This window comes from Mesorhizobium sp. WSM4814 (assembly GCF_055811595.1).
On the sequence record NZ_JBVVQT010000025.1, the window covers coordinates 15366 to 33213 of the forward strand.

The window sequence follows — 17848 nt, forward strand, 5'->3', positions numbered from 1 at the left end:
CAACACCAAAACCCCGCCGGATTGCTCAGGCGAGGTCTTGTGTTGCGGTCCAAGGTGACGGACTGTTGCGCGCCCGGTCCCCTACTGGAGAGTCCGCGGCCTGCGCCTCGGCTGCTGCAGGATGTTCGGGTTCAGCAGCAGGTTCGGATTGATCTGCAGCGTCGGCGCCCTGCGGATAGGGTGGCAGTCCGGATACTGTCCGACTGTCCCGACCGGGCAGCGCCGCCTGATGATCGGCTGGCACCGGCCGTTGATCAGCCGTGAACCAGGCGCGCACTCCAGCTGCGCCCGGCGGCATGCGCCTCTGATCACCTCGGTCCCGCGCGGGCAGACACAGGCGCCGCGTTTGTTGTGAACCTGGCCGCGGATGGTGCACAGTTCAACCGTCGGTTGCTTGACGATCGGCAAGCAGGCCCTGCCCCTCAGTTCGGTCCGTCTCGGACAGACGCAATCGCCGCTCTTGGTGCGGATCTGGCCAGGCAGCAGCTTGCACAGGCGTGCCGGCGGCTCGTCGGTCGACACGCACCTGCGGTTATACAGCTCGGTTCCGCGCGGGCAGACACAACGTCCGTCGGAGGTACGGATCTGGCCCTTGAGCAGCACGCAGCGCTCCTTCGGTTTCGGTATGATGACCGTGCCGCCAGCCGACGAGCACTGGCCGTTGCGGAAAGTGGCGCCTTGCGGGCAGACGCAGCGGCCGGCGTCGTTCATGACGAGGCCCTGCGAGCACGCCTTCTTCCCCTCATTATTCTTGATGGTGAAGGGATGGCAGGCATAGGCCTTGCCGCGATCGCCCTGCACGCTGGTCAGGTCGCCGGAGAGCATTTTGCCCGCACCTCGCACCGGCGTGTCGGGCGACAGCACGCCGACGCAGTTCTGGCCGCTGACGGCGCCCTGCAGATCGGCCAGGCGGCCGTCGTCGGGAATGATCGCGGTCACACGGTGAACGTGGCTTTCCCCGGCGCCGAGCGTCAGATTGGCGATGCAGGACGCAGGCAAGGTCGCCGGTTCCGGCGCACAACCGAAGGGCGGGTCGATCGAGGTGATCGCCACGCCTTCCAGCCGGCCGAGGCCTTCGACACCGATCGCATCACCAATGCGAACCGGACCGGAGAAGGCGTTTTTCCCATCATTCGCGATGGTGATCTCGAACGAGCAGGGCTGGCCGACCCGGCACTCGGCATCGCCGGTTTTCTCGACACGGATGGTCGAGGCGCCGCCGCCCTTGGCGCAGGCCCTGCCGATCGGATGGACGACGTCGTCTCCTGGCGCCGGGCCGTAGGAGCCGCGTGCGCAGTTCTCGAATACGCCATTCGCTGCAAGCGCCACGTCGAAGTGACGGCTGGTTCCGGGCGTCATGACGGCGCCGGGAATCTGGCACGACAACGCATTGGCCGGAACCGGTTCGCACGTCCATTCCGCGCCGTCGGGAGTGACGGTCTGGATCTGAACGGGCGCGCCTCCAGCCACCAGCGTGGCGGCATCGTTGACCCAAACCGGACCGGTGGGGGCACTGGTGCCGGTGCTGATGACGCTGATGCGGCAGGTGACGGCCGCAGCACCGGCCAGCGCTCCGCTGCACAGTTTGGTGAGGCGCATGGCCGGCTTGCCGCTGTCGGAATGGCGGATGCGTTGCCTGGCGCAGGCCCTGTTGTTGGTGAGGTCGTTCTCGCCGGGGATGGCTTTCACCTCGGCGCAGTTCTCGACCGTGTTTGGCCGGTAGCCGGCCGGCATCACCGCCTTGACGAAGATTGGCGTGGAAGCGCCCGGCGAGAGCACGATGCCGGCATTGTCGCAACGGAACTGGCCGGGGCCGTTCGGTCCGCATGTCCATGTCGGGATCGGGCCGAAGCTCGACGATGCCGGCACGCCACCCGGATAGGTGTCGGTAACCGTCAGCGGCCCGTCGTAGCGGACGTTGCCGTTGTTGATGATATCGATCACGAAGGTGCAGACACCATCTGCCGTGCAGACCGGGGTGCGGGCACGCTTCTTCAGGATCAAATCGACCTTCTTTTCCACCGGCGGCCGGCAGTCGCGGCCCCGGTCGCCACGCCGGCAGATCGGGATCGAGGCGCAGTCGCGGTCGTTGTCGAGGCAAGGAGGCACGCCGCCGGGCCGCGGAAAATCAGGCGGATAGAAAGGCGGCAGGTAACCGCCGCCCGGTATCTGCTCATTGTAGCCGGCACCGCCTTCGCAGGGATGCCAGACTTCGACGTCGCCGACATGCCCTTCTGCCTCAGGGCCTTCTACCTCGGGGTCTTCGAAATAGCCGTCAAAGTCGACGAACCACGCGCCGAAAGGCGGCACGTTGGCCGGCTTGACCAGCGCCGTCGGCGTGATCTGCACACCGTGCACGGCGAGCGGCCCGCCGCCGGCAAGCCGTTCGGCAAGCGCGGGGTTGTCGCGCAACTTGTCTGCGGTCTTGACCAGCGTCTCGGTGCAGATGCTCGCGTCGAGATTGCCGTCGGCGTCATAGCCATATTGCAGGTCGAGGCCGCCAGCCGACTGCCGATTGTCTTGCGGGAAGCCGACCGCATAGTCCTGCGGCATTTCCACCCAGATTGATTCCGTCGCCGGATCTTCCGGGTTTTCGCGCCCGTAGCGGAGGACCTCGCCCGTGCCGGTATCGGCGAACCGGCTGTAGTCGTAGCGGTTTTCCACCGGGCCGCGCTGGGCCAGGTACATGAAGCCGCTGATGTCGAAAGCGATGTCGGTGACGGCGTGGTCGTTGTCGGCCTTGACCGTCAATTCCCAGCGCGGGTCGCCAGCAAAGCTGCCGTCGCGGGCAACGCCCACCGACCAGAGCTCGGCCTTTTCAGCGACGGAATAATAGAGGCGGCCGCCGTGATAGGCGACGGACCAGACGCGACGCTCATCCTGCGTATAACCCCAGCTGTCGGGGTCCTCGCTTTCGAAGGCAGCATCCTCGATGTCCATCACCAGGCCATCGTCGGCAAGCGGGACCAGCCCGTGCGCCGGGCGTCCGGCAACGCCATGGTCGAACCTGTCGACCAGCGTGCCGTTGGCGTCGATGCGGTGGATGAGACCGGTGTCGAGGTCGCTGGCGAAGAACTGGCGGCGGATAGTGTCGAAGGTGACGTCGCCGATGCCAGGGCCGCTGTTGGTGTCGAGGTCGGCGAATTTGCTGACCTGGCCGGTGATGCCGTCGATCTTCCAGATCGTGCCCGGTCCGCCACCGTTCTCGGTGCCGAACTGGCCATCCATGAAGGTGGCGCCGGCAGCACCGCGACGCTGCCGCTCGGGACGACCGTCCGCATCTTCGTCTGACGTGACGATGCGGACGCCATGCAGCGAGGTGGCGCCGGCATAGAGGTTCGCAATGCCCGAGGGAGCACCGTCGCGTACCCCGTCGTCATAGGTGATGCCGAACAACTGGCCGATCTGCCCGGCCGTCACTTCGAAGGGCGGCGGCGTGAAGACGAGTTGGCCGGAGGCCCGCCCGCCCAGCCTTGAAACGTCAAAGACGCGCAAGGTTGCGCGCGTCGTGTCGATAAAGGTCTCGTCGACCGGGTCGACGCTGGGCGGCAGGCCCTCCTCAGGATCACGAATGACGGTACCGGAAAATCCGGTCACCGCCATCGAGCCTGGATAGATGATCTGCGTTTCCTGCGCCTGCACGGCACCGCCAAGCCACAGGATGGTGGCGAGCGCCAACGCCGGAAAGCCGCTGGCCGGTTGCATCGCACGGCGCAAACGGCCAGCACGAGAGCGTACGAACGCGCCGTGGTCGCAAGACATGGAATTCCCCCGACGGGAGAAACATCCGGTGTTTCCGCGCAAATCAGGGCAAGGCGCGACGTTCCGGCACGTTTTCCCTGATCGAATTTGTCTGCTTTCCTCGTAATCACGATATGCCGGCTCTTACGCATGGTCAACGCAACCAGCGGAACGCCTGGCATAGCGACCCCACCCCGAAAGCGGTGGTCGCGCTGAGCCTGGATTTCCAGTCATGGCCTTTCCTTTCCAGGGCCGCACCACGCAGCGCATCTGGGTGTCAGTCGCGAACCGACGCGGAAAGGTTCATGGGCCGGAGAACCCTGGCCGGGCCGGGAAAAGGATGTGTTGGATGCCTTGCGCAGAATGCTTGCGCGCCGCGCAGCCTGTTCTTATATACGCGCCAAGCCGTTCGGCGCCGGAATGCCGGTTGCCGAAGCGGAATTTCTTGTGAACAGGGGCTTTCGTCGGAACGCCTGTACGGGTCCTGAGAGCCTGCTTAGCGGAGAGATTAGAAAAATGGCAAAAGTAATCGGTATCGATCTGGGGACCACCAACTCCTGCGTCGCCATCATGGACGGCAAGGAATCGAAGGTCATCGAGAATGCGGAAGGCGCGCGAACGACCCCATCCATCGTCGCCATCAACAGCGACGGCGAGCGCCTCGTCGGCCAGCCGGCCAAGCGCCAGGCGGTCACCAATCCTGAAAACACCATCTTCGCGGTCAAGCGCCTGATCGGCCGCCGCTATGACGATCCGGTTACGGAAAAGGACAAGAAGCTTGTCCCCTACCAGATCGTCAAGGGCGACAATGGCGACGCCTGGGTCGAGGCCGGCGGCAAGAAGCAGTCGCCCAGCCAGATCTCGGCAATGATCCTGCAGAAGATGAAGGAAACGGCGGAAGCCTATCTCGGCGAGAAGGTCGAGAAGGCGGTGATCACCGTTCCGGCCTATTTCAACGACGCCCAGCGCCAGGCCACCAAGGATGCCGGCAAGATCGCCGGCCTGGAAGTGCTGCGCATCATCAACGAGCCGACCGCGGCCGCACTTGCCTACGGCCTCGACAAGAAGGAAGGCAAGACCATTGCCGTCTATGACCTTGGCGGCGGCACGTTCGACATTTCGGTGCTCGAAATCGGCGACGGCGTGTTCGAGGTGAAGTCGACCAATGGCGACACCTTCCTCGGCGGCGAGGATTTCGACATGCGTCTGGTCGAATATCTGGCGGCCGAGTTCAAGAAGGAACAGGGCATCGACCTGCGCAGCGACAAGCTCGCGCTTCAGCGCCTCAAGGAAGCGGCCGAAAAGGCCAAGATCGAGCTGTCGTCGACGACGCAGACCGAGATCAACCTGCCCTTCATCACCGCCGATGCCACCGGCCCCAAGCACCTGACGCTGAAGCTGACGCGGGCGAAGTTCGAGAGCCTGGTCGAGGATCTCGTCCAGCGCACGATCGAACCCTGCAAGGCGGCGCTCAAGGATGCCGGCCTGAAGGCCGGCGAAATCGACGAGGTCGTCCTGGTCGGCGGCATGACCCGCATGCCCAAGATCCAGGAGATCGTGAAGCAGTTCTTCGGCAAGGAGCCGCACAAGGGCGTCAATCCGGATGAGGTCGTCGCATTGGGCGCCGCCATCCAGGCCGGCGTGCTGCAGGGCGACGTCAAGGACGTGCTGTTGCTTGACGTGACGCCGCTGTCGCTCGGCATCGAGACGCTGGGTGGTGTGTTCACGCGGCTGATCGAGCGCAACACGACGATCCCGACCAAGAAGAGCCAGGTGTTCTCGACTGCCGAGGATTCACAATCGGCCGTGACCATCCGCGTCTTCCAGGGCGAGCGTGAAATGGCCGCCGACAACAAGGCGCTCGGCCAGTTCGACCTGGTCGGCATTCCGCCGGCGCCGCGCGGCGTGCCGCAGATCGAGGTCACTTTCGACATCGACGCCAACGGTATCGTCAACGTCTCGGCCAAGGACAAGGGCACCGGCAAGGAGCACCAGATCCGCATTCAGGCGTCTGGCGGCCTTTCGGACGCCGACATCGAGAAGATGGTGAAGGACGCCGAAGCCAATGCCGAGGCCGACAAGAAGCGGCGCGCGTTGGTCGAGGCCCGCAACCAGGCCGAGGCGCTGGTGCATTCCTCGGAAAAGTCGCTGAAGGAATATGGCGAGAAGGTTTCCGAGGCCGACCGCACGGCGATCGCCGATGCGATCGCAGCGCTGAAGACCGCTGCCGAAGGCGACGACGCCGCCGAGATCGAAGCCAAGACGCAGGCGCTCGCCGAAACCTCAATGAAGCTCGGCCAGGCCATGTATGAGGCTTCGCAGAAGGAAGCCGCGGAAGCTGACGCCAAGGCGGACGCGGCCAAGGACAGCGACGTGGTCGACGCCGACTTCGAGGAAATCAACGAGGACGACGACAAGAAGAAGTCGGCCTAAGCGGCCTGCCGGCAGGTTTAGGCGCATGACCCCGAAATCGGAATCGATTTCCGGAAAGGATCATGCGCAAAAATCAAAGTGCTATAGCGTCCTTTGCGTGTCCAACAGGACGCGCGGCGCTGTAGTAAAGCCCGGCGTAAAGCCGGGCTTTTTTGCCACTCTGGCCGAAAAAGTGCGCGCCTGATCGAAAAAGTGCGGGCAAGCCCGTGTCAACACTGGCATCCCGGCTCCATCGCACCTAAATCGGAACAGCGTGCCGGCGAACGACGCAAAGTGCTTCAAGACGTTGAATATCCGGACTGCGGGAAAAGATGAAAGCTGATTTCTACGAAACGCTGGGCGTGCAAAAGGGGGCCGACGAGAAGGAGCTCAAGAGCGCTTTTCGCAAGCTGGCCATGCAGTTCCACCCCGATCGCAATCCCGGCGATCATGCCTGCGAGCACAAGTTCAAGGAAATCAACGAAGCCTACGAGACGTTGAAGGATCCGCAGAAGCGGGCGGCCTACGACCGTTTCGGCCACGCCGCCTTCGAACAGGGCGGCATGAACGGCGGCGCACACGGCTTCGGCGCCGGCGGTTTCGCCGACATCTTCGAGGATATTTTCGGCGACATGATGGGTGGGCGTCAGCGCCGTTCGTCAGGCGGACGCGAGCGCGGTGCAGACCTGCGCTACAATATGGAAATCACACTGGAGGAGGCGTTTGCCGGCAAGACGGCGCAGATCCACGTGCCGGCATCGATCTCCTGCATGGAATGCTCCGGCAGCGGCGCCAAGCCCGGCACCCAGCCCGTCACCTGCTCGATGTGCAACGGCCACGGCAAGGTGCGCGCCACGCAAGGTTTCTTCTCGATCGAGCGCACCTGCCCGCAATGCCAGGGACGTGGCCAGACCATCAAGGAGCCGTGCGCGAAATGCGCCGGCCAGGGCCGCGTCACCGAGGAGCGCTCGCTGTCGGTCAACATCCCGGCCGGCATTGAGGACGGCACCCGCATCCGCCTTGCCAATGAGGGCGAGGCCGGCCTGCGCGGCGGCCCGTCGGGCGATCTTTATATTTTCCTGGCGGTCAAGCCGCACGAATTCTTCCAGCGCGACGGCGCCGATCTCTACTGCAAGGTGCCGATCTCAATGACGACGGCTGCCCTTGGCGGTTCCTTCGAGGTGACGACGCTGGACGGCACCCAGACGAAGGTCAAGGTGCCGGAAGGCACCCAGAACGGCCGCCAGTTCCGCCTCAAGGGCAAGGGCATGCCGGTGCTGCGCCAGCACAATGTCGGCGATCTCTACATCCAGACCGCGGTCGAGACGCCGCAGAACCTATCCCGCCGCCAGCGCGAGCTGCTGGAGGAGTTCGAGCAGCTTTCCTCGAAGGATAATTCGCCGCAGTCGAGCGGCTTTTTCGCCCGCATGAAGGACTTTTTCGAGACCTTCAGCGAGCGCTGATGGCGACTCTCGCCGATCGGATGTAGAATACAGCCGAGGGGAAGCTCCCCTAGCGTCATCAACACCTTATACCGGCGTCCGCCTTGCCTTGAAGCCCGTAGCTGCTAAGTAGCCACTCGGGGGACCGTTCAGGAGAACTTGCATGGCACATGGTCCCGGACTGCGAAAGACGCTGGCAGAGAAGTTCGACGACGAACTGAAGTTCTTCAAGGGCTGGATCGACAAGCCGAAGGCGGTCGGTTCGATCGTGCCGACCAGTTCCATCACGGCCCGCAAGATGGCCTCCGTCGTCAACCCGATGTCGGGCCTGCCGGTGCTCGAAGTCGGGCCCGGCACCGGTGTCATCACCCGAGCCATCCTCGCCCACGGCGTAAAGCCTGAAAATCTCTACGCAGTCGAATACTCCCCCGATTTCGTGCGCCATCTGCGCCAGCTCTATCCCGACGTCAACGTCATCGAGGGCGATGCCTTCAATCTCGATGCGACGCTCGGCGACAAGAGCGGCCTGACCTTCGATTCGGTCATCTCCGGCGTGCCATTGCTCAATTTCCCGGTCGAACAGCGCGTCGCCTACGTCGAAAGCCTTCTCGACCGCATCCCGACAGGCCGCCCGGTCGTGCAGCTGACCTACGGCCCGCTGTCGCCGATCCCGCCCGGCCGCGGCGACTACACGGTCGAGCATTTCCATTTCGTCATCCGCAACATCCCTCCTACGCAGCTGTGGATCTACCGGCGCGGGGCGCATTAGCTTCTCTGCGCAAAGCCGTTCGGCGATTAGTGGAAACGCGCGTCACTTCGTCATCCACGGGAGCGTAGCGACGCAGCCCAGACCCGAGAATCCATGCCGGGACATCTGAGCACCGCAGCGGTACAGAATTCTGCTCCGCGGCACTCCGCGGCCAAGGTCGCGGAATGGATCCCAGGGTCTCCGCGACGGAGCTTCGCTCCTGCTCCGCCCAGGGATGACGAAGTTGGCGTTGATTTGACAGATCCCTGGCTGTACCTGTCCGGGAACAAGGGGGCCCGATGGCAGTGATCGCGAAAATTCTCGTCTTCGCCGGTTCGAATCGCTCTGGCGCCTACAGCGGCAGGACCGCCGATGTGGCGCAGAAGGAACTCGCCCTGCACGGCGCCGAGGTGACCCGCATCTCGCTTGCCGACTATCCGCTGCCGATCCTCGACGAGGACCTGGAAAAGGAGAAAGGCATTCCCGAGAACGCCATCAAGCTTGCCCGGCAAATTGCGGCCCATGACGGGCTGCTGATCGCGACGCCCGAATATAACGGCTCGATCCCGCCGCTGCTCAAGAATACCATCGATTGGGTGAGCCGGGTGCGCACGGATGACGGGCGGTCGTTCAGGCCGTTCACCGGCAAGCCCGCTGGCCTTTGTTCGTCTTCCAAAGGACATTTCGCCGGGGTACGCTGCATCAACCATCTGCGCGCCGTGCTGGTGCGCTGCCAGATGGAGGTGGTGACGCCGGAGTGCTCTGTCCCGGAGGGCGGCAACGCCTTCGACGAGGACGGGAATTTCAGGGACGAGCGACTGCACAGATCGATGGAGCACCTATGCCGCACGCTGATCGAAACCTCGCGCCTGCTGTCGACGCGGATCGAGGCGTGATCCAGGAGCGCGCCAGCACCATGCAAGACAGGCTGATCGTCGGCCTCGACGTGCCGACGCTGAAGGACGCCGAGACGGTGGTGCGCGAGCTCGACGGGGTTGTCTCCTTCTACAAGATCGGCTATCAGCTCGCCTTCGCCGGCGGCCTCGACTTCGCCCGCGAGCTCGCCAGCGGCGGCACCAGGATCTTCCTCGACATGAAGCTGCTCGACATCGACAACACGGTAGCCAAGGGCGTCGAGGCCATTGCCAGGATGGGCATGACCATGCTGACGCTGCACGCCTATCCGAAGACGATGAAGGCAGCGGTCGCGGCCGCCAGGGGCAGCGATCTCTGCCTGCTTGGCGTCACCGTGCTGACCTCGATGGACGAGCAGGACGTGATCGACGCCGGTTATGAGCATGACCCGCATACGCTGGTGCTGAGGCGCTCCGAGCAGGCGCTGCATGCCGGCATGGGCGGCATCGTCTGCTCGGCCGAGGAAGCGGAGGCGGTGCGCCGGATCGTCGGCCCCAACATGGCCGTCGTCACGCCGGGGATACGGCCCAAGGGCAGCGACCATGGCGACCAGAAACGCGTCGTCACGCCGGCGCAGGCGATCCGCAACGGCTCCAGCCATCTCGTCGTCGGCCGGCCGATCGTCAGCGCCGCCGACAAGCGAGCGGTCGCGGAAGCAATTCTTGACGAAATGCGCTCGGCCTAACAATTCGGAGAACAAGCATGCCGAAGGGATACTGGATCGCCCGCGTCGATGTACGCGATGCGGAAGGTTACAAGGACTATGTCACTGCCGCCAAACCGGCTTTCGATCGTTTCGGCGCCGTTTTCCTGGCACGAGGCGGTGCACATGAAAAAGCAGAAGGGCCGGGCCGCGACCGCAACGTGATCATCGAGTTTCCGTCATTGGCTGCGGCGCACGATTGCTATCACTCGCCCGAATACCAGCGCGCCGTCGCGATCCGGCAGAAGGTGGCCGACGGCGAGATCGTGCTGGTCGAAGGGGTTTAGTTCAGCGGCCACAGCCGTGGCGTGCATAGTCATTTGGAACCGTCGCGAACGTGCCCGCGGCGTTCAGACCGAATGCAGGATGTAAAGCTTGCGCGTTTTCTCATGGATGGTCCATTCGCCCTCCCAGCCAAGCGGCAGGACGAGCAATTCGCCGGGTCCGACATCTTTGGCTGCGCCACCAGGACCGTGCAGCGTCACGCGGCCGGACACGATGTGGCAAATCTCGGAATTCGTGTCACGGCGCGCGGTGAACCGGCCTTGCGAGCATTCCCAGACACCGACTTCGATCTTGCCATCCTCCGACGTCCAAAGCGTGTTGGCTGCTTCCATCTGATCGCCTTCCAGCGAGGTGGGCTTCGGCTGGGGCTCACCGAGGTCGATATGCGCCAGGTGGGCGAAGGTCTTGAAGTCGATCATTGCTAAATCCCTGAAGTGATGCGGTTCAGTGCCCGGTGATGCGATCGGCCACGGCGGCCAGCCGCGACGTGCGCGGCAGCCCCTTTGCTTCCCGCTCGTCGGCAATTCGATAGAGCTGATACATCGAATGGACGCCAAGCCAGCGCAGCGGCTCTGGCTCCCACTTGCGCACGGTTCGATTGACCCAGGGAAGCCGCGTCAACTCGGTGTCGTTGCCCAGCAGCAGATCGCGCAGAGTGCGCCCCGAGAGGTTCGAGGTGGAAACGCCGAGGCCGACATAACCGCCGGCCCAGCCTATTCCGGTGTGCCTGTCAAAGCCCACCGTCGTGCACCAGTCGCGCGGCACGCCCAGCGTTCCACACCACGCGTGGTCGAGCTTGAGCCCCTTGGTCTGCGGCAGAAGCGTCGTCAGGATTTTATGCAGCTTGTCGATCGTCGCCTGCTGGGTGACGCCTCGAACGTCGGTCTTCGAGCCGAACCGATAGGGCACCCCGCGCCCGCCCATGGCAATGCGTCCTTCCCGGGTGCGCTGGGCGTAGCAGTAAGTGTGCGCGGCATCGCCGAGCACCTCGTAGCCATCCCAGCCGATTTCGCTCCACAGCTTGTCGGAAAGCGGCTCGGTGACCACGATGGCGCTGTTGAGCGCCAACCACAGTCTTTCGTGGCCGGCGATTCCCGCGGTAAAGCCCTCGGTCGCCCGCACGATCTTTTCGGCTCGCACCACGCCCCGGTTGGTTGCGACCGTGCCCTTCTCGATCGACAGCACGGTCGTCTGTTCGTAGATCGGGACGCCGAGCCGCTCCACTGCCCTGGCGAGCCCCTGCACCAGCTTTGCCGGCTGAATCCGCGCAACCTTCTTGATGACGAAGGCGCCGCGGGCGTTGTGCACCGCTATGCGCCGACGCATCTCGGCTGCATCGATATACCCGACGCGCTCGTCGGTCAGCGCCCAGGATCTGGCATGGGCATACATCGCCTTGGCGCGCTGCTCCTGCGCCTCGTTGGTTGCGACCAGCAGTTCGTCGGTGCGACGAATGTCGGCGTCGATGCCTTCAGCTTCCGCAACCGATATGACCTCGTTCACCGTGCCCGTCATTGCCGCCTGCATGGCGATGACTGCAGCGCGCGAGGTTGCCTCCTGATATTTTTCGCGCGACCAAGAGAACCCGCCGGACAGCCAGCCGCCATTGCGCCCCGAAGCACCGAAGCCGGCGAACTCCTTCTCGATGACGACAATATTGAGATGCGGGGCCGCCTGCTTCAGATAATAGGCGGTCCAAAGGCCGGTGTAGCCGGCCCCGACGATGCAGACGTCGGCCACGATATCGCCCTGCAGCGGCGGCCGATAGCCGGGCACCCCGCCGATGTCGGCATACCAAAATGAAACGTCGCCGTTCTTCTTCACGTCCATTGTCGCGATTTCCCAGACAGGATTTTAGGTCAGCGTGAAATCGGCGTTTTCGTCGTCGGCCAGCAGCTTCACGTCGCTGCCCGCGAATACGAGGTCGACCTCGTCGCCGATGGCGAAGGTCTCGGCCTCCAGCGTCGAGCGCACGATCGCCTTCGAGGTGTCGGCCAGCACGACCTCGTATTTGGAGCCAGATCCGAGATAGATGGCCTCGCCGATGCGCCCGGGCAGGGTGTTTCGATCTTGTCCGCCCTTTCCCCGCCTGGCGAGGCTCAGCTTCTCCGGCCGCAGCAGCATCACCGGCTTGGCGCCGTCGGCAAGGCGTTTGGCGGCGGCCACTTTCCATCCGGCTACGTCGATGGCGGTCTCGTTGCCGGAGGTGGAGGCTGCACCACGCAGTATCGTCGAGTCGCCGACGAACTTTCCGACGAACAACGTCTCGGGCTCGTCGTAGAGTTGGCGACCGGTGCCGATCTGCTCGATGCGTCCCTGGTTGAACACGGCGATGCGGTCCGAGAGGACCAGGGCCTCCTCCTGATCGTGCGTGACGTAGACGAAGGTGGTGCCCAATTCCCTGTGGATCCGTTTGATCTCGAGCTGCAGCCATTCACGCAGCTTCTTGTCGAGTGCGCCGAGCGGCTCGTCCATCAAGAGCAGCGGCGGGTCGAATACGATGGCACGGGCCAGCGCGACGCGCTGCTGCTGTCCGCCGGAGAGCTCGCTGGGGAAGCGGTGGCCGAAATCGGCCATCCTCACCATGTCCAGCGCCTTGCGCACCCGGGCCGCGCGATCGGGATTGGCGATGCCGCGCAGGGTCAGCGGATATGCGACGTTCCTGCTCACCGTCATATGCGGGAATAGCGCGTAGTGCTGGAAGACGACGCCGATATTGCGTTTGTGCGCCGGTACGCCGATGACGCTTTTGCCGCCGACGTCAAGTGAACCCGAGCTGACTTCGGTGAAGCCGGCGACGACGTTGAGTGTGGTCGTCTTGCCCGAACCGCTGGGTCCGAGCAGCGTCATGAACTCCCCCGGCTCGATGCGCAGCGAGACCTTGTCGAGGGCGATGAAGCTGCCATAGTGTTTGCTGACGGATTTGAGATCTATGGCTGCGCCGCGGGTCGATGGTGAGGCCATGTCAACGTTTTCCCTGTCTCGAACCGATCAGCAGCCCCGCCCCGATCACCAGCGACGTCACGATGAAGAGCAGCGTGCCCACTGCCGCAACGGTGGGGTCGGCGTCCCGGGTGATGCTCGAGAATATCTGGACCGGCAGTGTTTTCAGATACGGGCTGGTGATGAACAGCGCGACGATGATCTCGTCGAATGAGGTCACGAACGCAAACAGCAGCCCCGACAGGATGCCCGGCGCGATCAGCGGCAAGGTCACCGTCCTGAACGCCGTCAGCCGGGTCGCGCCGAGGCTGGCAGCAGCAGTCTCAAGCCGTTTGTCGAAGACTTCCAGGCTGGCGGAGACGGCGATGATGACGAAAGGAACGGCGAGCATCGTGTGGGCCAGCACGAAGCCGGTCATGGTGCCCACCAACCGCGTATCGAGATAGACCGCGTAGATTCCGACGGCGAGCACCACCCCCGGCACGACCATTGGCGTGATCAGCAGCGCGCGCAGCACGCCGCTGACGCGACTTTTCATGCGATCGAGGCCGAATGCCGCCAGCGTGCCGATGACGGTGGCGAACAGCGCCGTGACGACGGCAACCTTGAGCGAGCCGACCAGGCTCGCCGACCATTCGGGGTTGGTGAAAAAGTTCTGGTACCACTGCCAGGAAAAGCCGGATGGCGGAAAGGCCAGCGACTTCTTGTCGTTGAACGACATCGGCACGACAACGATTGTCGGTGCGACCAGCCAGACCGCTACCAGCAGGCAGTACAGACCGAGCAGGATTCGACCGGACTGTTTCATCAGCGCCTCGAGCCCGTCTTGTGCGGTTGACGCGATAGCGGCGCGGCGAGCGCGAGCAGGACGAAGGTCGCGATCAACAGCACCACACCCATCGCACCGCCGCGGCCCCAGTTGAGCAGGCTGAGCACCTGGTTCTGGATCAGGGTCGAGAGCATGGTCGATCGCGGACCACCGAGCAGCGCCGGGGTGATGTAGAAGCCGAGTGCAAGAATGAAGACGATGATGGCGCCCGCGTAGACGCCCGGAAGCGAGAGCGGCAGATAAACCTGGGCAAAGGCGCGCGCCGGGCTCGCGCCGAGGCTCCGTGCCGCCTGCATGAGCCGCAGGTCGATCGTCTTCATCACCGAATAGAGCGGCAGGATCATGAACGGCAACAGCACCTGCGCCATGCCGATCACCACGCCTGTCTGCGTGCGGATCAGCTTGACCGGGCTGAGGCCGACTGCCCTGATGACGGAGTTGATCACGCCGGAATCCTGCAGCAGGATGACCCATGCCAGAGTGCGCACCACGCCGCTCACCCAGAACGGCACCAGCACGCACAGGATGAGGACGAGCCGCATCCTGGGTCCGACCGCGGTCATCACATAGGCATAGGGATAGCCGGCGATGAGACATACCAGCGTCACCCAGGCGGAGATCGCGAAGGTCCGCTGAAGCACCGTCAGATTGACCGGTGTGCCGAAGAACCAGGCATAGTTTTGCCATCCCCATTGCGGCTCGGAAAAGCTGCGCAAGGTCACGATGGCGAGCGGCAGGCCCAGGCAGATGACGAGCAGCAGCAGCGCCGGCGCGACGAGCCAGAAAGCCTGTCCACGAAACCAGCGCCGCCGGCCGTCTGCCGTGACAGCCGGAACAGTGTCCCGGCTGTCGATTGCTCTCGTTGCCACGGCGGCGGACCTAATTGCCGGCCATCAACCCATTCCACTTTTCGTTCGCCACCTCGAAGTTCTCCACCCAGAACTTGATGTTCTGCTGATAGCCAAGCTTCAGCTTGTCCGGCGTGTTGGTCATGAACGCCGCGGTGATCTCGTCCACTTCGGGCTTCGCGTCCTTGTGGATCGGGGTATACGAGGTGGTTTTTGCAAGCGTCTCCTGCGCGCTCTTGCCGAGGTAGGCGTTGATCAGCGCATGCGCCGCGTCGGGGTCCTTGACGCCCATCGGAATGGTCATCTGGTCCATCACCACCAGCCAGTCCTGCCACGCCGGCGTGTACTTCGCGCCGTTCTTCACCGCGGTCATGGCACGTCCAGTCCACATCGCGATCATGTCGGCTTCGCCGGATTCGGCGAGCTGCTGGGAATCGGCGCCGGTCTTCCAGAAGATCGTGTCCGGGCCGAGCGATTTCACCTTCTCGATAGCCTTGTCGATATCGGCAACCGTCATGTTTTCGACCGACCCGCCGGCGGCGAGCAGCGCCTGCTCGATCATGCCGCCGGACAGATCGCCGCTGCCCTCCAGGGCGCGCGAGCCCGGGAATTTCTCGATGTCGAAGAAATCCTTCCAGCTCTTGGGCGGGTTATCCTTGTACTTTTCGGTGTTGTACATCAGCACCACGCCATAGTTCATGGCCGGCACGCTGCATTCGCTGATCTGGCCCTCCGGAATGTTGGACGTATCGATCTTTGAGAAGTCCAGCTTCTGGAACAGCTTGCCGCAATAGACGTAGGGCGGGAAATCGCCGGTATCGACAACGTCCCAGGTGACATTGCCGGACTCGACCTGCGCCTGCAATTTCGAGATCTCGGTTGGCCCGTCGCTGAGCAGCGTCACGCCTGACTTGTCGACGAACTCTTTCAGCGCTGCGATCTGACCATCCTGATAAATGCCTCCATACGAGACGAAGGTGAGCGTCTTGCCCTTCAGCGAGCCCTCTGCCACCTCGCCCGCCACCGACTTGCTCTGCGCAAGCGCTGCTGTGGTGATCATCAGCAGCCCGAGCGCGGCCACCTGTCCGATCCTGGTCTTCATTTTTTATCTCCCATTTATGTGCACCCGCATTAGTTCGGTCCGTCCGGCTGCGAGCCTTGTCCGGGCGTGTATCGATTGAGTTCCGCCGCGCCACTGGTCGGGGGCGCGATGATCCAGAGCACCTGCGCCGGCGTCTTGCCGACATTCTCTGTACGATGCGGCGTCGAGGTGGCGTATTCGATGCTGTCGCCTTCGTTCATGACGAAGCGCTCGTCTGCCAGCGTCAGCTCGACAGTGCCCTTCAGGACGACGAACATCTCGTGCTTGCCGCCATGCGTGTAAGCTTCGTCGCCGGTCGAGCCGCCGACGTCGAACTCCCCCGAATAAACCTCGAATTCATGGATCGGCCGACGCGACAGCAGCGTCTTTCGGCAACCGTGGCTGATCGGCAGCAGGGGGCGGTCGGCTCTGGTAAGCACCTTGTGGAACCCGCCCTCGGTCTGCTCGAACAGCTCGTTGATGCCGAGATCCAGGGCTGCCGCGATCCGCATCAGGGTGCTGGCACTGGCGCCGCTCAGATTGCGCTCGAGCTGGCTGATGAAGCTCGCCGTCGTGCCGACCATGTCGGCCAGCTGGCGAAGCGAAATGCGTCGGGCCATGCGAATGGCCTTGATCCGGCCGCCGACATGCTTGGCCTTGCCGGCTTCCGTCGTCGCCAGCGCGGCTACCTCCGGGGATGTCGCAGGGTCGACTTTCACCGAGCGCCTCCTTCACTTAACACCCTATTAAGTGAAATGTCGGAACGCAAGCCGTTTGTCGAGGCACGGTCCTGGCCCGTCGGCGCGGCTGCGTACGCGGGCGCTGCTCATTTCGTGGGCGAGGCGAAAAAACGGCTCGCGGCGGTCGCGGCCATCGCATCGGCGAGGCCCATCTGCCATTGCGTACGGCAATAGGCGCGGAAATCGAAGCAAGGCAGGCCCGGGCAGACCTCGAACTCGATGAGGTGGATGCTGTCGTCGGCTTCGATCCGGAAATCGACGGAAAACACATCCCGCAGGCCAAGCCCGGCGATCAGGCTTTGCGCGATCCGTCGGATCCTTGCATCGGCTCGCGGCTGGCTGGCGGCAACCGGCAGCAGCACCGGCTCGGCATATGTTCCCGCCGCCCTGGCAGCCTCGCCGGTGTCGCCGTAGAGCGCCAGGCTGTCTTCCATTGTCTGGAAATCACTTCCCGACTCGACAAAGACGATGCCGAGCGCTTCGACGCCGGTGTCCGGATTCAGACCGAGAAAACTGGCGCGCGCATTGCGCCCGGTGACGTAGGGCTGCACGACGACATCGTCGCGATAGGCAGCGAAGACGCGCCGGCTAAGCTCAAGCGCGTGGCCGAGATCTCTGCTGCGCGAATCCGGCCAGATGCCAATCTTGGCGCCGAGCCGGCTCGGCTTGACGAACCAGCCGGCTGGCGAAGCCGGTGGCTCGACCAGCCAGCGTCCGTCGCGTGCCAAACCGGATTGCGGCACCGGCAGGCCGAGTGCGCCGAGCACGGCGCCGGAGCGGAACTTGTCCTGGCAGAGCGCAAACAGCGCATCATCGGCGCCGAGCAGCTTCAGGCCGTTCAGCCTTGCCAGCGCCGGCGCCGCACCGCCACGGAAATAGGCGATGCCGTCGGTCAGCGTCCACACCAGCGTCGTCTTCGGATCCTCACCGGCAAGCAGATTTGCGGCATCGTCGAGCGCCACCGGCGCGAAGGACAGGCCGCGCGTCTGGCAGGCTGCGGCCAGCGCGTCGAACTCAGGGGCGATGTCGGTCGATTGCGCCAGATAGGAGGCGATTTCGGCGGCGCGCCCCGGCACGTGGCCATCAGCAACCAGCCGCTCGAAGCAGGCGTTTTCCGGCTCGTAGAGTAGGATCAGCTTCGGCCTGCGGCTTGACATGGCA

Annotated in this window: 15 protein-coding genes; 6 read left to right on the plus strand and 9 right to left on the minus strand. The window is 63.9% G+C overall.

Annotated features, from left to right (window positions below; translation table 11 throughout):
* Positions 1-81: 81 nt before the first annotated feature.
* Positions 82-3705: a hypothetical protein gene (locus tag AC0L2V_RS27230; RefSeq protein WP_473521720.1), complete on the minus strand. Its 3624-nt coding sequence runs from the start codon at positions 3703-3705 to the stop codon at positions 82-84.
* Positions 3706-4257: 552 nt separating this feature from the next.
* Between AC0L2V_RS27230 and dnaK the strand changes: the two genes are divergently transcribed.
* The 6 genes from dnaK to AC0L2V_RS27260 all read left to right on the plus strand — a co-directional run bounded on the left by dnaK (position 4258) and on the right by AC0L2V_RS27260 (position 10248).
* Positions 4258-6174 carry a molecular chaperone DnaK gene (gene dnaK, locus AC0L2V_RS27235; RefSeq protein ID WP_091591896.1) on the plus strand — a complete coding sequence of 639 codons (1917 nt, stop codon included), beginning with the start codon at positions 4258-4260 and terminating at the stop codon, positions 6172-6174.
* Between the two features lie 311 nt (positions 6175-6485).
* Positions 6486-7616: a molecular chaperone DnaJ gene (dnaJ, locus tag AC0L2V_RS27240; protein ID WP_023801455.1), complete on the plus strand. Its 1131-nt coding sequence runs from the start codon at positions 6486-6488 to the stop codon at positions 7614-7616.
* A 142-nt stretch (positions 7617-7758) separates the two neighbouring features.
* Positions 7759-8364: a phospholipid N-methyltransferase PmtA gene (gene pmtA, locus AC0L2V_RS27245; protein WP_473521721.1), complete on the plus strand. Its 606-nt coding sequence runs from the start codon at positions 7759-7761 to the stop codon at positions 8362-8364.
* Between the two features lie 278 nt (positions 8365-8642).
* Positions 8643-9239: an NADPH-dependent FMN reductase gene (locus AC0L2V_RS27250; protein ID WP_128174788.1), complete on the plus strand. Its 597-nt coding sequence runs from the start codon at positions 8643-8645 to the stop codon at positions 9237-9239.
* A gap of 20 nt (positions 9240-9259) precedes the next feature.
* A complete protein-coding gene (pyrF, locus tag AC0L2V_RS27255; protein ID WP_473521732.1) occupies positions 9260-9943 on the plus strand; it encodes an orotidine-5'-phosphate decarboxylase in 684 nt (227 codons plus the stop codon).
* Positions 9944-9960: 17 nt separating this feature from the next.
* Complete coding sequence (locus AC0L2V_RS27260) at positions 9961-10248, plus strand: DUF1330 domain-containing protein (protein WP_091591899.1); 288 nt, start codon at positions 9961-9963, stop codon at positions 10246-10248.
* 63 nt (positions 10249-10311) lie between these two features.
* Here the strand turns inward: AC0L2V_RS27260 and AC0L2V_RS27265 are convergent, their stop codons facing one another.
* The 8 genes from AC0L2V_RS27265 to AC0L2V_RS27300 all read right to left on the minus strand — a co-directional run bounded on the left by AC0L2V_RS27265 (position 10312) and on the right by AC0L2V_RS27300 (position 17844).
* Positions 10312-10665: a cupin domain-containing protein gene (locus AC0L2V_RS27265; RefSeq protein ID WP_473508018.1), complete on the minus strand. Its 354-nt coding sequence runs from the start codon at positions 10663-10665 to the stop codon at positions 10312-10314.
* Positions 10666-10690: 25 nt separating this feature from the next.
* On the minus strand, positions 10691-12076 hold the full coding sequence (locus AC0L2V_RS27270; protein WP_473508019.1) for an NAD(P)/FAD-dependent oxidoreductase: 1386 nt from the start codon (positions 12074-12076) through the stop codon (positions 10691-10693).
* A 24-nt stretch (positions 12077-12100) separates the two neighbouring features.
* A complete protein-coding gene (locus AC0L2V_RS27275; RefSeq protein ID WP_473508020.1) occupies positions 12101-13210 on the minus strand; it encodes an ABC transporter ATP-binding protein in 1110 nt (369 codons plus the stop codon).
* Between the two features lies 1 nt (position 13211).
* Positions 13212-13997, minus strand: coding sequence for an ABC transporter permease (locus tag AC0L2V_RS27280; protein ID WP_473508021.1), 786 nt, complete (start codon positions 13995-13997; stop codon positions 13212-13214).
* A complete protein-coding gene (locus tag AC0L2V_RS27285) occupies positions 13997-14887 on the minus strand; it encodes an ABC transporter permease (RefSeq protein ID WP_023801446.1) in 891 nt (296 codons plus the stop codon). Before AC0L2V_RS27285 ends, AC0L2V_RS27280 begins: the two co-directional genes overlap by 1 nt.
* A gap of 10 nt (positions 14888-14897) precedes the next feature.
* Positions 14898-15968 carry an extracellular solute-binding protein gene (locus AC0L2V_RS27290; RefSeq protein ID WP_473508022.1) on the minus strand — a complete coding sequence of 357 codons (1071 nt, stop codon included), beginning with the start codon at positions 15966-15968 and terminating at the stop codon, positions 14898-14900.
* A 29-nt stretch (positions 15969-15997) separates the two neighbouring features.
* Positions 15998-16666, minus strand: a complete 669-nt coding sequence (locus AC0L2V_RS27295; protein ID WP_473508023.1) for a helix-turn-helix domain-containing protein — start codon at positions 16664-16666, stop codon at positions 15998-16000.
* A 107-nt stretch (positions 16667-16773) separates the two neighbouring features.
* On the minus strand, positions 16774-17844 hold the full coding sequence (locus tag AC0L2V_RS27300) for a D-alanine--D-alanine ligase family protein (protein ID WP_473508024.1): 1071 nt from the start codon (positions 17842-17844) through the stop codon (positions 16774-16776).
* Between the last annotated feature and the right edge of the window lie 4 nt (positions 17845-17848).